The sequence below is a fragment of the Burkholderia sp. PvR073 genome (assembly GCF_054055695.1).
Genome location: NZ_JBSRXO010000016.1, coordinates 1 through 14486, shown reverse-complemented (window position 1 = coordinate 14486; position 14486 = coordinate 1). Strand labels below are relative to the sequence as shown.

At 66.8% G+C, this 14486-nt stretch carries 13 protein-coding genes and 1 riboswitch; of the genes, 8 read left to right on the top strand and 5 right to left on the bottom strand.

Annotation, left to right across the window (positions count from 1 at the left end; genetic code table 11):
- Positions 1–180 precede the first annotated feature (180 nt).
- Complete coding sequence (locus tag ACVK00_RS31245) at positions 181–804, bottom strand: LysE family translocator (protein WP_006758659.1); 624 nt, start codon at positions 802–804, stop codon at positions 181–183.
- Between the two features lie 134 nt (positions 805–938).
- On the opposite strand from ACVK00_RS31245, the gene ACVK00_RS31240 reads away from it, so the two are divergent.
- The gene (locus ACVK00_RS31240; RefSeq protein ID WP_175732528.1) at positions 939–1403 is read left to right on the top strand and encodes an Lrp/AsnC family transcriptional regulator; all 465 of its coding nucleotides are present in this window, start codon (positions 939–941) and stop codon (positions 1401–1403) included.
- Positions 1404–1528: 125 nt separating this feature from the next.
- On the opposite strand, the gene ACVK00_RS31235 is transcribed toward ACVK00_RS31240, so the two are convergent.
- Complete coding sequence (locus ACVK00_RS31235) at positions 1529–2440, bottom strand: LysR family transcriptional regulator (protein WP_228908418.1); 912 nt, start codon at positions 2438–2440, stop codon at positions 1529–1531.
- A gap of 136 nt (positions 2441–2576) precedes the next feature.
- On the opposite strand from ACVK00_RS31235, the gene speB reads away from it, so the two are divergent.
- The 4 genes from speB to ACVK00_RS31215 all read left to right on the top strand — a co-directional run bounded on the left by speB (position 2577) and on the right by ACVK00_RS31215 (position 7330).
- Positions 2577–3533, top strand: a complete 957-nt coding sequence (gene speB, locus ACVK00_RS31230; RefSeq protein WP_228908419.1) for an agmatinase — start codon at positions 2577–2579, stop codon at positions 3531–3533.
- 54 nt (positions 3534–3587) lie between these two features.
- Complete coding sequence (locus ACVK00_RS31225; RefSeq protein ID WP_284901678.1) at positions 3588–4904, top strand: MFS transporter; 1317 nt, start codon at positions 3588–3590, stop codon at positions 4902–4904.
- Positions 4905–5036: 132 nt separating this feature from the next.
- Positions 5037–6536 carry a purine-cytosine permease family protein gene (locus tag ACVK00_RS31220; protein ID WP_284901680.1) on the top strand — a complete coding sequence of 500 codons (1500 nt, stop codon included), beginning with the start codon at positions 5037–5039 and terminating at the stop codon, positions 6534–6536.
- Entirely contained in the window at positions 6533–7330 is a 798-nt protein-coding gene (locus ACVK00_RS31215) for a carbon-nitrogen hydrolase family protein (protein ID WP_354123245.1), read from the top strand. The genes ACVK00_RS31220 and ACVK00_RS31215 overlap by 4 nt, the downstream gene beginning before the upstream one ends.
- 76 nt (positions 7331–7406) lie before the next feature.
- Here the strand turns inward: ACVK00_RS31215 and metE are convergent, their stop codons facing one another.
- Positions 7407–9701: a 5-methyltetrahydropteroyltriglutamate--homocysteine S-methyltransferase gene (gene metE, locus ACVK00_RS31210; RefSeq protein ID WP_284901683.1), complete on the bottom strand. Its 2295-nt coding sequence runs from the start codon at positions 9699–9701 to the stop codon at positions 7407–7409.
- Between the two features lie 128 nt (positions 9702–9829).
- On the opposite strand from metE, the gene ACVK00_RS31205 reads away from it, so the two are divergent.
- Positions 9830–10738 carry a LysR family transcriptional regulator gene (locus ACVK00_RS31205; RefSeq protein WP_284901685.1) on the top strand — a complete coding sequence of 303 codons (909 nt, stop codon included), beginning with the start codon at positions 9830–9832 and terminating at the stop codon, positions 10736–10738.
- Positions 10739–10760: 22 nt separating this feature from the next.
- On the opposite strand, the gene ACVK00_RS31200 is transcribed toward ACVK00_RS31205, so the two are convergent.
- Positions 10761–11483 carry a CbtA family protein gene (locus tag ACVK00_RS31200; protein ID WP_228908425.1) on the bottom strand — a complete coding sequence of 241 codons (723 nt, stop codon included), beginning with the start codon at positions 11481–11483 and terminating at the stop codon, positions 10761–10763.
- Between the two features lie 13 nt (positions 11484–11496).
- Positions 11497–11706 carry a CbtB domain-containing protein gene (locus ACVK00_RS31195; RefSeq protein WP_006752367.1) on the bottom strand — a complete coding sequence of 70 codons (210 nt, stop codon included), beginning with the start codon at positions 11704–11706 and terminating at the stop codon, positions 11497–11499.
- Between the two features lie 34 nt (positions 11707–11740).
- A riboswitch (cobalamin riboswitch) is annotated at positions 11741–11882 on the bottom strand.
- Positions 11883–11925: 43 nt separating this feature from the next.
- Here ACVK00_RS31195 and ACVK00_RS31190 point away from each other — a divergent pair.
- Both ACVK00_RS31190 and ACVK00_RS31185 read left to right on the top strand, forming a co-directional pair.
- Positions 11926–12519 (top strand): histidine phosphatase family protein, encoded by a 594-nt coding sequence (locus ACVK00_RS31190; RefSeq protein WP_284901689.1) that lies wholly within the window; start codon positions 11926–11928, stop codon positions 12517–12519.
- Between the two features lie 139 nt (positions 12520–12658).
- Positions 12659–14251 carry an inorganic phosphate transporter gene (locus tag ACVK00_RS31185; protein WP_354123244.1) on the top strand — a complete coding sequence of 531 codons (1593 nt, stop codon included), beginning with the start codon at positions 12659–12661 and terminating at the stop codon, positions 14249–14251.
- The last annotated feature ends 235 nt before the right edge of the window (positions 14252–14486 follow it).

Sequence of the window (14486 nt, the reverse complement as noted above, 5' to 3'; positions counted from 1 at the left end):
CGGTTCCGTCCGGTCGTCGGTTCGCGGCAGCGCGAAGTCAAAGGAAGTTTAGAACAGTCAGATGATTTGCGCGCGTGCCCTGTCGTTGTCGGGGCCGGCGCGCGAAGGCCGGCATTGCGCGCGGCCCCGCGTTCGTTGGTGCACTGCACCGCGCGATGCGGTGCAGTGCGATGGTGCGGCTCAGTCCATCGACAGGCGCAGCGCGAAGCCAATCAGCGCCGCCGAGAAGGTCCAGCGCTGCACCGTCTGCGCGAGCGGATGCGCGCGCATCCACGCCGCAATGCGCGACGCGCCGAACACGCATGCGAGGTCGAAACACACGCCGGCCGCGACGAGCATCGCGCCAAGTTCGAACATCTGCCACACGACGGGCCCGGCCTCGGGCCGCACGAATTGCGGCAGCAGCACCGAGCAGAACAGCAGCGCCTTCGGGTTCAGCAGGTTCGTCAGCAGCCCCTTGAAGAACGACTGACGCAGCTCGCCCGCGGCGGCCGCGTCGCCGTCACCGAGCGCGAACACCGGCGAGCGGAACACCTGGATCGCGACATACGCGAGATACAGCGCGCCACCGTAGCGGATCGCTTCATACAGCCACGGCGCGCTGCGAATCAACGCCGCGACGCCGCAGGCGGACAGCGTCACGTGCGCGGTGCGCGACAACGACAGGCCGGCCGCCGCCGCCATGCCCGGTCGCACGCCGCGACCGATGCTGGTCTGCAGCACGAGCGCCATGTCGGGGCCCGGCACCGCGTAGATGGCCGCCAGCGCGGCGAGATAAATCAACAGCAAATGCGTGGAAATCATGGTCTGCCCCCGTCCTTCAATGACGATATGTTGCCGCTGAAGGTGGAGGGATTATTGGCCTTCTGTGTCCGAGAATTGGCGATCCATAGCGGAATCCGCCACAATCCTGAAACTACAACACGGATTCCGCCAACATGATCGAACTCGACAAAACCGATCGCGCGATTCTCGCCGCGGTGCAGCGCGACGGCCGCCTGCCGATCGCGCGCCTCGCCGATTCCGTCGGCCTGTCCGAGACGCCGTGCGCACGGCGGCTGAAACGTCTCGAAAACGACGGCTACATCGAGCGCTACCGCGCGCAGCTGTCGCGCCAGGCGCTCGGCTACGGCGTCGTCGCGTTCGTGCTCGTGCGGTTCGCGACGCACGACCGCAAGGTCGCCGACCGGTTCGAACGGGAAGTGCTCGCCATCGAGCGGATCCTCGCGTGCCACAACGTCGCGGGCACGGCTGATTACCTGCTGCAGGTGGTCGCGCGCGATCTCGACGACTACGGCACGTTCATTCGCGATTCGCTGCGGATGCTGCCCGGCGTGACGTCGATCGAATCCGCGCTGTCGCTGCGGGAGGTGAAGCACGACGCGGGGTTGCCGGTGCCGTGATGCGGCGGGCCAACGGCGGGAAGCGGCACGTTACCGCACGCGCCCCGTCACATCGACGCGCATCGATGTGGGCGGTTGGCCGCCCGCTGCGTAACACTTGTTCACCTGTTTGACGCCGCTGGCCCTCACACGGCGTCGGGCGCCTGGTGCGCGTGTTCGAGATCCTCGAGAAACGCCTCCACGAGCGGATTGCCGCGCCCGTCGCGCGCGACGACCATGTGGAACGTGACGTCGTAGCGCAACTCCTCCGGATTGAGCGGCGCGAGCAGCCCCTGCGCGACGTACGGCGCCGCGAAGTGCTGCGGCAGGTAGCCGAGGTGATGGCCCGACAGGATCAGCAGCGCGACGGCCTCCATGTTGTCGGCGGTCGCGGTCACGCGGTCGGGCGTCGTCGACATCTGCGCCTCCGGCAACGGATACGAGCGCCACGCCCACTCGAATCCCGCGACGTCGGCCGGCGTCAGCGCGCCAGCGACGTCGAACAGCGGATGGCCGCGCCCGCAATACGCGATCTGCCGCTCAATGAACAGCGGCGTGTAATGCAGCGACGGCACGCGATGCCAGAAATAGCCGACGGCAATCTGGATCTCGTCGCTCAGCAGCTTCTCCTCGAGATCGCCCGGCGCGCGCACCGAGATCGAGAAGCGCACGGCCTGGTCGCGCGCGCGGAACGCGGCGATCGCCTCGGCGATCCGCGCGTTCTGGCTGATCGGCGTATGGCCGATCAGGCCGATGTTCAGCGTGCCGACCAGTTGGCGGTCCATGTGCCGCGCCGCCATCCCGAATTCGTCGAGCGCCGCGAGCAGCTTGCGACTCATCGCGTGGAACCGCTCGCCCTTCGGCGTGAGCCGGAAGCCGCTGCGGCCGCGTTCGCAGAGCCGGTAGCCGAGCCGTGTCTCGAGCGACGACAGCTGCGCGCTGATCGTCGACTGGCCGACGTTCAGCATCACCTGCGCGGCCGACACGCCGCCCGCGTCCGTGACCGCGAGAAACACGCGGATCAACCGCAGATCGAGGGTCGACAGATTCCCCAGCACGCTATTCCCCTTCCATACATCGATGAAAATCGATGTTTACGTCGATATCTTCGCATTCTTCTTTGCGGTCGGACGCGTAAGACTATGCGCCAGACCGCGTCGCATGATACGGCAACCCCACATCGGAAGAGACACCATGAACGACCACACCCATTTCCAGCCGCTCGGCGGCAATGAAATGCCGCGCTGCGGCGGCATCGCGACGATGATGCGCCTGCCGCACGTGGCGAGCGCCGCGGGCCTCGACGCATGCTTCGTCGGCGTCCCGTTCGATCTCGGCACCTCCAACCGCACCGGGGCACGCTTCGGCCCGCGCCAGATCCGCACCGAATCCGTGCTGCTGCGCCCGTACAACATGGCCACGCGCGCCGCGCCGTTCGATTCGCTGCAGATCGCCGACATCGGCGACGTCGCGATCAACCCGTACAACCTGCACGACTCCATCGCGCGCATCGAGGCCGCATACGACGCGATCCTCGAGCACGACTGCAAGCCGATCACGCTCGGCGGCGACCATACGATCGCGCTGCCGATCCTGCGCGCGATCCACCGCAAGCACGGCAAGGTTGCATTGATCCACGTCGATGCGCACGCCGACGTGAACGATACGATGATGGGCGAAAAGATCGCGCACGGCACGCCGTTCCGCCGCGCGGTCGAGGAAGGCCTGCTGCATGGCGACAAGGTCACTCAGATCGGCCTGCGCGGCACCGGCTACGCCGCGGAGGATTTCGACTGGTGCCGCGAGCAGGGCTTCCGCGTCGTCCAGGCCGAGGAATGCTGGAACAAGTCGCTCGCGCCGCTGATGGACGAAGTGCGCGCGCGCGTCGGCGACACGCCCGTCTACATCAGCTTCGACATCGACGGCATCGATCCGGCCTACGCGCCCGGCACCGGCACGCCGGAAATCGCCGGCCTCACGGTGCCGCAGGCGCTCGAGATCATCCGTGGCGCGAAGGGGCTGAACATCGTCGGCTGCGATCTCGTCGAAGTCGCGCCGCCGTACGACCCGTTCGGCACCACGGCGCTGCTCGGCGCGAACCTCGCGTACGAGCTGCTGTGCGTGCTGCCCGGCGTCGCATACCGCGACTGATCCGGCCGCGCGACCGATTCCAAATCAGAGGATTCCAGAGGAGCACAAAAACAGATGGGGACTTCCGTCAAACAACCGAAGCGGGCGGCGCTCGCGTCGTTCGTCGGCACCACGATCGAGTGGTACGACTTCTACAGCTACGCGACCGCCGCCGCCATCGTGTTCGGGCCGCTGTTCTTTCCCGGTGAAAATCGCTTCGTCAGCCTGCTCGCGTCGTTCGGCTCGTTCGCGGTCGGCTTCTTCGCGCGGCCGCTCGGCGGCGTGATGTTCGGCTATCTCGGCGACCGCTTCGGCCGCAAGCGTTCGCTGCTCGCGACGCTGATGCTGATGGCCGTGTCGACGGTCGCGATCGGCCTGCTGCCGACCCACGCCCAGGCCGGCGTGATCGCACCGATCCTGCTCGTGCTGATGCGCGTGCTGCAAGGCATCGCGGTCGGCGGCGAATGGGGCGGCGCGGTGCTGCTCGCCGGCGAGCATGCGCCCGAAGGCAAGCGCACGTTCTTCGCGTCGTTCGCGCAGCTCGGCAGCGCGAGCGGCCTGATCCTGTCGATGCTCGCGTTCGGCGCGATCAGCACGCTGTCCAGGGACGACATGATGAGCTGGGGCTGGCGCGTGCCGTTCCTCGCGAGTTCCGTGCTGCTGGTGGTCGGCTTCGTGATCCGCGCGAGCGTGTCGGAGTCGCCCGAGTTCGAGGAAGTCAGGAAGAGCGGCAACACCGCGCAAAACCCGGTGCGCGAAGCGCTCAAGTACTGGCCGCTGCTGCTGCTCGCGATCGGCGCGAACGTGTACGGGATCGCCGGCGTGTATTTCAGCAACATCTTCATGATCAGCTACGCGACGCAGTTCCTGTCGCTCGACCGGTCGATGGTGCTGCATTGCATGACCCTCGTCGCCGTGCTGCAGTTCGTCGTGCAGCTCGCCGCCGCGTTCCTCGCGCAGCGCTTCGGCACGACGCGCGTGCTGCTGATCACCGGCGCCTGGGCCGCGATCGTGCCGTTCGTGATGCTGCCGCTCGTGCACATGGGCACGCCGCTGTCGATCACGGTCGGCGTCGGCCTCGCGACGCTCGCGGAATCGGGCTACTACTCGGTGGTCGCCGGTTTCGTCAGCGGCATCTTCATCGCGCGCATCCGCTACACGGCGATCTCGATCGCGTACCAGGTGTGCGGCGCGATCGCCGGCGGCCTGACGCCGCTCGTCGCCACGCTGATCGCGCAGAACGTCGCGCCGCAATGGTGGCCGCTCGCGATCCAGTACACGAGTGCCGCCGTGCTGTCGTCGCTGTGCGTGTGGCTGATCTCGCGCCGCGTCAGCATCGACGATGCGGGCGCGCCGCGTGAAGCGCTGCCGCGCGGCGCTCGCACCGCCTGACGCACCACCCGACGGGCGGCCTCCCGGGCCGTCCTCCCCCCTACACAATCATTCAGGGCCTGCTGCGACGCTGTCGCGGCAGGCTTGCGCACGCCCCGGCCTCGCGGCCGTGCGCCAGGAGACACTGCCGTCATGAACCGCCCCGACACCCTCGCGCTCGACCGCGCCGAACCGGCCGGTCTCGAGATCGAGCATCGCTCGATCGACTACATCCCCGAAACCGAACGCCACGCGAAACTCGCGAGCCAGGGCCCGTTCTGGTTCCTCGGCAACTTCCATTTCTTCACGATCTCGATCGGCTTCGTCGGGCCCGGCATGGGGCTGTCGGCCGGCTGGACCACGCTCGCCGGCGCGCTCGGCATCATGTTCGGCACGCTCTTCATGGCGTTCCACGGTTCGCAGGGCCCGGAGATGGGCCTGCCGCAGATGATCCAGTCGCGCGCGCAGTTCGGCTATCGCGGCGTGATCGTCGCGCTGCTCGCGACGTTGTTCGTGTTCGTCGGCTTCAACGTCGTGAACGTGTCGCTGATTGTCGACGGCGTGCATAACGTGTTCGGGATCGACGGCGGATTCGTCGCCGTCGCGGCCGTGTCGATCGGCGCGCTGCTCGCGATCTACGGCCACGACCTGATGCACCGCACCTTCAAGTGGGCGCTGGTCGCGACGCTGCCGCTCTATGCACTCGTCACGCTCGCGGTCGCCTTCGGCCACGCGGCGCCCGCGCAGGCGGGCACCGCCGCCGCGCCGGGCTTCAACTGGATCGCGTTCGCGACGCAGTTCGCGATCGCCGCGAGCTACAACATCTCGTATGCGCCCTACGTGTCCGATTATTCGCGCTACCTGCCGAAACACACGAGCCGCGCGAAGTTGATCGCGGTGATCTTCGCCGGCGCGTCGCTGTCGGGCGCGTGGATGATCGGGCTCGGCGCATGGCTCGCGCAGACGCTGCACGCGGCCGATGCGCTGGTCGCGATGAACGACGTCGGCACGTCGCTCGCACCCGGCCTCGGCAAGCTGATCGCGATCGTGTCGATCGCCGGCTTCCTGCCGATCATCGCGCTCAATGCGTACAGCGCGATGCTGACCGTGCTCACCGGCGTCGATTCGCTCGTGCCGATCAGGCCGACCCGGCGCGCGCGCGTCGTGTCGATCGTTGCGATCAGCGCATTTGTGCTCGGCTGCGTGTTCGCGATCCGTGGCAACGGCATCGCGCTGCTGCAGACGTTCCTCACGCTGATGCTCTACTTCCTCGTGCCGTGGACCGCGGTGAACCTCGTCGACTATTTCTTCGTGCGCCGCGGCCGCTACGCGATCGCGCACTTCTTCACGCCGCGCGGCCTGTACGGTGCGTGGCAACTGCGCGGCATCCTGTCGTACCTGATCGGCTTCGCGGCGATGGTGCCGTTCTTCTATGTGTTCGACGCCGAAGCGAACCGCGAGGTGTTCGTCGGCCCGTTCGCGCGGATGCTCGGCGGCGTCGATCTCGCGTGGCTCGTCGGGCTGGTGGTCGCGGGCGGCGTCTACGGGCTGCTGTCGCGCTCGCTCGACCTCGACCACGAGCGGCGCGTGATCGCCCAAACACCCGCGCCCGACGCGCCGGCCGCCACGGCGGCGCAGGGAGACGCACGATGAACGGTCCGCGCATTCGCATCGTCCAGTCGGCACTGCGCGACGGCGACGTTACCGGCAATCTCGCAAAAGCGCTCGCGATCATCGCCGCCGCGCGCGGCGCAACCGACCTCGTCGTGTTCTCCGAAACTTACGCCAGCGGCTTTCCGACGCCCGACGACGTCGCTCGGCTGGCCGAGCCGCTCGACGGGCCGTCCGTCATCGCGGTACGCGATGCCGCACGCGATGCGGCGGTCGCCGTCGCGTTCGGCTTCCCGGAACGCGACGGCTCGCGCTTCTTCAACACAGCGCTGCTGATCGATGCGAACGGTGACGTGCTGTTGCGCTACCGGAAGACCCATCTGTACGAATCCGACCTCGGCGTGTTCGAGGCCGGCGACGCGTTTCCGGTCTGCACGTGGCATGGGATGCAGGTCGGCCTGCTGATCTGCTTCGATCTCGAGTTTCCGGAAACGGCGCGCGCGCTCGCGCATGCCGGGGCCGAACTGATCGTGATACTCGACGGCATGATGAACCCGTACGGCGACGTGCATCGCCGGATGATCCCGGTGCGCGCGCTGGAAAACCAGCTCTACGTCGCGATGGCGAACCGGGTCGGCGCCGGCGACCGCTACACGTTCAGCGGCACGAGTCTCGTCGCAGCCCCCGACGGCACGTGCATCGCGGTCGCGCCCGGCGATCGGGAAGCGATCGTCGACGTCACGCTCGATCCCGCGGCGATTCGCGATGCACGCGCGGCGTTCCGCTACGTCGACCTCGCCGCGGTGCCGCTCAGCGCGGCGACGCGGCGCAATTGACGCGAACGGCCCGGCGGTTGGGGGATGACCCGCGACGATCCGGCATCGTGGCGACAGCGCCGTCCGCGCTCCCGCGTCACGGCGCGCGATTGCGCAGCGTCTTCGCGGCGGCGACCATGTTCGTCAGCGCCGGAATCACTTCCGCCCACTGGCGCGTCTTCAGCCCGCAGTCCGGGTTCACCCACAGGCGTTCCGCCGGAATCCGCTCGGCCGCCTTCTTCATCAGGCCGACGATGTGATCCTGCGTCGGGATGTTCGGTGAATGGATGTCGTACACGCCCGGCCCGATCTCGTTCGGATACCTGAAGTTGTCGAATGCGTCGAGCAGTTCCATGTCCGAGCGCGACGTCTCGATCGTGATCACGTCCGCGTCCATGTCGGCGATCGACGCGATGATGTCGTTGAACTCCGAATAGCACATGTGCGTGTGGATCTGCGTGTCGTCCTGCACGCCGTTCGCGGTGATGCGGAACGATTCGACCGCCCACTTCAGGTACTCGCCCCATTGCGCGCGGCGCAGCGGCAGCCCCTCCCGCAGCGCGGCCTCGTCGATCTGGATCACGCGCACGCCGGCCTTCTCGAGATCGAGCACTTCGTCGCGGATCGCGAGCGCGAGCTGATAGCACGACACCGAGCGCGGCTGGTCGTCGCGCACGAACGACCAGTTCAGGATCGTCACCGGACCGGTCAGCATGCCCTTCATCGGCTTGTTCGTCAGCGACTGCGCGTACGTGATCCATTCGACCGTCATCGCCTTCGGACGGCTGATGTCGCCGAACAGGATCGGCGGCTTCACGCAGCGCGAACCGTACGACTGCACCCAGCCGAACTGGCTGAATGCGTAGCCGTCGAGCTGCTCGCCGAAGTATTCGACCATGTCGTTGCGCTCGGCTTCGCCATGCACGAGCACGTCGAGTTCGAGCGATTCCTGTTCGCGCACGCTGCGCTCGATCTCGGCCTGCATCGCCGCGCGGTAGCCGGCTTCATCCAGCGCGCCGGACTTGAACTGGCTGCGCGCCTGGCGAATTTCGGCGGTCTGCGGGAACGAGCCGATCGTCGTCGTCGGGAAGGCCGGCAGGTTCAGGCGTGCCGACTGCTTCGGCGCGCGCTGCGTATAGGGGCTCGCGCGGTTGCCGAGCTGCGCGTCGATGCGCGCGATCGCGGCCTTCACCGCCGGATTGTTCACGCGCGGCGAACGGCGGCGTGAGTCGATCGCGGCGGCGTTGGCGGCAAGCGCGTCGGCCACCTTGTCGCGGCCTTCATTCAGCGCCGTCGCGAGCACTTTCAGTTCGTCGAGCTTCTGCAGCGCGAACGCGAGCCACGAACGGATCTCCGTGTCGAGCTTCTCTTCGCTCGCGAGATCGACCGGCACGTGCAGCAGCGAGCACGACGGCGCGACCCACAGGCGATCGCCCAGTTGCTTCGCGAGCGGCTCGAGCCAGTCGAGCGTCGCGCTCAGGTCCGTCTTCCAGATATTGCGGCCGTTGATCGCGCCCACCGACAGCACGCGGTCGGCCGGCAGTTCGCGCACGAGCGCGTCGACTTCGTCGCGGGCGTTGATCGCGTCGACATGCAGGCCGTCGACCGGCAGCGACGCCGCGAGCGTCAGGTTGTCCCGAAGCGGGCCGAAGTACGTGGCGAGCAGCAGCTTGATACGGCGCGTTTCCAGCGCCGCATACGCGGTGCGGAATGCCTGACGCCATTCGGCGTCGAGCTCGGTGACGAGGATCGGTTCGTCGATCTGCACCCATTCGACGCCCTGCGCGGTCAGCGTGTCGAGCAGCGCGCCATACACTGGCAGCAGCTTCGGCAGCAGCGCGAGGCGATCCGAATCGTCCTTCGCCTTGCCGAGCCACAGGTACGTGACGGGGCCGAGGATCACCGGCTTCGTGGCGACGCCCAGCGCCCGAGCTTCGGTCAGTTGCTGAAGCAGGCACGACGGATCGAGCGAAAAGTTCGTGTCCGCGTGGAATTCCGGGACGATGTAATGGTAATTCGTGTCGAACCACTTCGTCATTTCGCCGGCGGAAACGCCGCCGCAGCACGCTGCATGCTCGTCCACCGCTTGCGCCGAACGGCCGCGCGCGACGCGGAAATAGTTGTCGAGCACGTCGCCGTGGAAGCCCTGCACGCGCTTCGGCAGGTTGCCGAGCGTAAAGCTCATGTCGAGCACCTGGTCGTAGAACGAGAAATCGCCGATCGGCGCGAGATCGAGGTCGCGCTGGTCGTTCCAGTGACGCTCGCGCAGCTCGGCGCCGAGTGCCTTCAGCTCGTCGCGCGACGATTCGCCCTTCCAGTAGCGTTCGAGACCGAACTTGAGTTCGCGCTTCGCGCCGACGCGCGGAAAACCGAGATTGTGTGTCGTAACCATGAAGCTGCCGTCCAGAGAGAAATTGAAGATCCGGCAGCCATCATAGGGATTTCATCTCATGAAATAAAATGGCATTATTTCATTCATCCATTAAATTCTTTCATGTGTTTGCGGAGTGAGCGATATCCATGCTGGAACGATTCCATCTCGTCGTGATCCGTGAAGTCGAGCGCCAAGGCTCGTTGACTGCAGCCGCCAATGCGCTGCACCTCACGCAATCGGCGCTCAGCCATACCGTCCGGAAGATCGAGCAGCAGCTCGGCACGCCGATCTGGGATCGGGAGGGCCGCGGCCTGCGGCTGACGCAGGGCGGGCAATATCTGCTGAAGCTGGCGAACCGGCTGCTGCCGCAGTTCGAGCTCGCCGAGGAGCGGATGAAGCAGTATGCAAAGGGCGAGCGCGGCACGCTGCGCATCGGGATGGAATGCCATCCGTGCTACCAGTGGCTGCTGAAGGTCGTGTCGCCGTACCTGTCGCGCTGGCCGGACGTCGACGTGGACGTGAAGCAGCGCTTCCAGTTCGGCGGCATCGGCGCGCTGTTCGGCCATGACATCGACGTGCTCGTGACGCCCGACCCGCTGAACAAGCCGGGGCTGCGCTTCGATCCCGTGTTCGATTACGAGCAGGTGCTGGTGGTCGCGGATGCGCACCGATTCGCGAACGCCGACTACGTGACGCCCGAACAGCTGACCGACGAGGTGCTGATCACCTACCCGGTCGAGACCGACCGGCTCGACATCTACAACCAGTTCCTGACGCCGGCCGGCATCGTGCCGCGGCGCCACAAGTCGATCGAGACGACCGACATCATGCTGCAGATGGTGGCGAGCGGGCGCGGCGTGGCCGCGCTGCCGAGATGGCTTGCCGACGAATACGCGGACCGGATGCCGGTCGTGCCGGTCAAGCTCGGGACAAAGGGCATCGCGAAACAGATCTTCCTCGGCATCCGCGAGGCGGATGCGTCGATCGACTATCTGGCCGCATTCGTCGCGCTGGCGCGCGAATCGACGTGGAGCGCGCCGCGCATGCTGCGCTAGGCGCGCCCCGATGCCATGCGCGTCAGGCGGCGCGCATGCCGGTGCGTTCGCCGCGTTCGACCCATGCGCCGAACAGCAGGCCGATCGTCGTCCACATGATCGCCTGCATGCCGATCGCGGCGACGCGGAACTTCCACAGCACCGCGGCCGGGAATTCGGCCGGCACTTCATCGATCGACGGCAGCCCGATCTGCACGGCCGCGATGATCGCGACGAACGTGAGGCCCCCGACGATCGATGCGTTCCACGGGCCGAGCTTCGCCAGCAGATGACGACGCACGCTGACCGAGAACACCATCGTCGCGATCGAGATCGCGATCATCAGGAAGAACAGGCCCGTGCGATAGCCGATCGTGTCGTGGTCGCCGACCGCCGGCGGATTGGCCGGGTACTTGATGTTCGGCACGATCACGAGCGCGACGAACGCCGCCGCCGCGAGCCATGCCGCGAGCGGCCGCGCCGGGAGGCGGCTGCCTCGCCCGTATGCAAACGCGAAGACCAGCGAGAACAGCCCGCCGAATGCCGCGCCGTAGGTCACGACGCCCGTCAGCAGGCCGACGCCGGCCTGCGTGTGGCGGCTGACCAGTTCGGGCTCCGGCGCTTCGCCGTTGGCCGCTTCGGTTTTTTCTTCGAAGGAGATTGCCTGATCGACTTGCGGTTCGCCGACGATTCTGGCGAAACCGAACGTGAGGAGGCCTGCGGCGATGCCTGCGAGCATCCCGCGCATGAGCAGCTTTCCGACCATCGTGTACTCCGCGTCAGTGGCAGGGAAAGCCGAGCAGATGGCGGCCGTCGTGGACGAACTCGTGCACGTACATGCCCGGCACGAGCGACGTCGCCCCCTGTTCCGCACCGACGAAATAGAGCGCGAGTAACAGGATCAGGCCGACGAAGATGGCCCACGGCAACAGTTCGCGGACGGGAATGGGCGCCGGCACGACGACCGGCTTCAGCACTGCTTCGCTCATGGATGCACCTCAGGGGAATCGCGCCCCGACAAAAGTTGGATGGAATACGAAGGCAGGTCTGGCTTCCGGGATTGAAGATCCGCGGTTACAGTGGCGCGACCGCGCCGGGCTTGCACCGGCTTCCGCCCTTCGTATCGGGCGAATTGTACGCGCGAACGTTCGCGTGTTGAAGGCCCGCGCACCACGGGCGCGGCCGTTCCGAACCCTCCGGCCATCGACATGACCCAACCTGCCTTGCTGCGCCTGATCGCGCATGCGCCGACCCGCGCGATGCGCGCCGGCGCGTTTCCCGCCGACGATCCGCTCGATGCACCCGGGCTCGCCGAGGCTGCCGCGCTGCGCGGGCGGTTCGCCGGCGCACCCGGCGCGATCGTGCTGTGCAGCCCCGCACGTTGTGCGCAGCAGACCGCCGACGCGCTCGGACTGCGCGCGGGCATCGACGATTCGCTGCGCGATGTCGACTACGGCCACTGGCACGGCAAGCGGCTGCACGACCTCGCGCGCGACCTGCCGGACGAACTTGGCGCCTGGATCGACGATCCGGCCGCGTCGCCGCACGGCGGTGAATCGTTCGAAGACGTCGCGCGCCGCGTCGGCGCATGGTTGAACGCACTGCCACGTCGTCGCGATATCGTCGCGATCACGCATGCGGCGATCGTTCGTGCGGCCATCGCGCACGTGCGCCGGATGGACGCGAAGGCGGCGACCCGCATCGACGTCGCGCCGCTGTCGTGCACGGTATTCGCCGCGTCGGGAGAGGGCTGGACGTCGATCACGGACGACGTTCGACGCGATGCCGATGCCGATGCGTAAGCCCGCCTGCTCACTATATGGAGAATGACGACGCCATTTTCTTACATGTCTGTAAGACAATGGTTCGTCCTCCCGACTGTCATCAAACTGACTGGTAGCGAAAGCTAGGATCGGCTGCGGTTACCTACGAGATGCCGCCATGAATCAACCTGCTTCGTCCGCCGCGAACCCTTCCGGCTCAACCGAACGTACCCGACAGGTCGGCTATGCCGTCTTTCTGCTGGTGCTCGTGATCGGCGCCGTCTATATTGCCACCCATCTGATAGCCGATCTGTCGCCCGTGCGCGAAGGGTCGCTGTTCCCGTACCTGATGCTCGGCGCCGCGCTGGTGATCGCGCTCGGCTTCGAATTCGTCAACGGCTTCCACGACACCGCGAATGCGGTCGCGACCGTGATCTACACCCACTCGCTGACGCCGAACGTCGCGGTGATCTGGTCCGGCATGTGGAACTTCCTCGGCGTGATGGTTTCCAGCGGGGCCGTCGCCTTCGGCATCCTGCAGCTGCTGCCGGTCGAGCTGATCCTGCAGGTCGGCAGCGGGTCGGGTTTCGCGATGGTGTTCGCGCTGCTGATCGCCGCGATCGTCTGGAACCTGGCGACCTGGTACTTCGGGTTGCCGTCGTCGAGCTCGCATACGCTGATCGGATCGATCATCGGCGTTGGGCTGATGAACCAGCTGATGCATGGGCCGTCGGGCACGAGCGGCGTCGACTGGGGCCAGGCGCTCGGGGTCGGCAAGTCGCTGCTGTTGTCGCCGATCGTGGGCTTCCTGTGTGCGTCGCTGCTGCTGCTCGTGCTGAAGGCCGTCGTGCGAATTCCGGAACTGTACAAGGAGCCGCCGAAGGATCAGCCCCCTCCGTTCTGGATCCGCTGCCTGCTGATTCTCACGTGTACCGGCGTGTCGTTCGCGCACGGGTCGAACGACGGGCAGAAAGGGATGGGCCTCATCATGCTGATCCTGATCGGCACGATGCCGACTGCGTATGCGCTGAACAAGGCGGTCACGACGGCGGAATCGCAGACCTTCGTCGCCGTCGCGAACCAGGCTGCCGCGACCTTCGCGAAATACTCGAACGGCGTCGCGGCGTCCGCGAATCCGCGCGCCGACGTCGAGCACTTCGTGCAGCGCCGCGAGATAACGCCTGCCGTGCTGCCGGCCCTGCAGCAACTGTCCACGTCGCTCGCGGCCTCGGTCGGCTCGTCGGGCTCGATGGCGGCCGTGCCGCAGGGCGACGTCGACAACGTGCGCAACACGATGTATCTGATATCCGAAGCGATTCGCCTGATCGAGAAGGCGGGTCAGCCCGCCTTCGCCGCCGACGACAAGCTCGCGATCGACAACTACCGCAAGCAGCTCGATCACGCGACCAAGTTCATTCCGACCTGGGTGAAAGTGGCCGTTGCGATCGCGCTGGGTCTCGGCACGATGGTCGGCTGGAAGCGGATCGTCGTGACCGTCGGCGAGAAAATCGGCAAGCAGCATCTGACGTACGGACAGGGCGCGTCGGCCGAACTCGTCGCGATGCTGACGATCGGCGCGGCCGACGTGTACGGGCTGCCCGTGTCGACGACGCATGTGCTGTCGTCGGGCGTCGCGGGCACGATGGCGGCGAACGGGTCCGGATTGCAGTGGAGCACGGTGCGCAGCCTCGTGCTCGCGTGGGTGCTGACGCTGCCGGCGTCGATCGCACTGGCGGCTGGACTTTACTGGCTGTTCCGGTCGATCGCCTGAGCGGACGGGCGGTGAGCGGCCGGGGAACCGGCCGCTCACCGTCGAGGATTTGGCTCGGTTGCTACGTCTCCTCACCTCGCCTCGTCTCTCTTCGCCTCTCCGCCTCTTCGCCTCTTCGCCTCTTCGCCTCTCCGCCTCTTCGCCTCTTCGCCTCTTCGCCTCTTCGCCTCTTCGCCTCTTCGCCTCTTCGCCTCTTCGCCTCTTCGCCTCTTCGCCTCTTCGCCTCTTCGCCTCT

What these genes read in the sequence shown, in the direction of transcription:
- ACVK00_RS31245 (WP_006758659.1), bottom strand. Translation starts at nt 804, where the DNA reads ATGATTTCCACGCATTTGCTGTTGATTTATCTCGCCGCGCTGGCGGCC.
- ACVK00_RS31240 (WP_175732528.1), top strand. Translation starts at nt 939, where the DNA reads ATGATCGAACTCGACAAAACCGATCGCGCGATTCTCGCCGCGGTGCAG.
- speB (WP_228908419.1), top strand. Translation starts at nt 2,577, where the DNA reads ATGAACGACCACACCCATTTCCAGCCGCTCGGCGGCAATGAAATGCCG.
- ACVK00_RS31225 (WP_284901678.1), top strand. Translation starts at nt 3,588, where the DNA reads ATGGGGACTTCCGTCAAACAACCGAAGCGGGCGGCGCTCGCGTCGTTC.
- ACVK00_RS31220 (WP_284901680.1), top strand. Translation starts at nt 5,037, where the DNA reads ATGAACCGCCCCGACACCCTCGCGCTCGACCGCGCCGAACCGGCCGGT.
- ACVK00_RS31215 (WP_354123245.1), top strand. Translation starts at nt 6,533, where the DNA reads ATGAACGGTCCGCGCATTCGCATCGTCCAGTCGGCACTGCGCGACGGC.
- metE (WP_284901683.1), bottom strand. Translation starts at nt 9,701, where the DNA reads ATGGTTACGACACACAATCTCGGTTTTCCGCGCGTCGGCGCGAAGCGC.
- ACVK00_RS31205 (WP_284901685.1), top strand. Translation starts at nt 9,830, where the DNA reads ATGCTGGAACGATTCCATCTCGTCGTGATCCGTGAAGTCGAGCGCCAA.
- ACVK00_RS31200 (WP_228908425.1), bottom strand. Translation starts at nt 11,483, where the DNA reads ATGGTCGGAAAGCTGCTCATGCGCGGGATGCTCGCAGGCATCGCCGCA.
- ACVK00_RS31195 (WP_006752367.1), bottom strand. Translation starts at nt 11,706, where the DNA reads ATGAGCGAAGCAGTGCTGAAGCCGGTCGTCGTGCCGGCGCCCATTCCC.
- ACVK00_RS31190 (WP_284901689.1), top strand. Translation starts at nt 11,926, where the DNA reads ATGACCCAACCTGCCTTGCTGCGCCTGATCGCGCATGCGCCGACCCGC.
- ACVK00_RS31185 (WP_354123244.1), top strand. Translation starts at nt 12,659, where the DNA reads ATGAATCAACCTGCTTCGTCCGCCGCGAACCCTTCCGGCTCAACCGAA.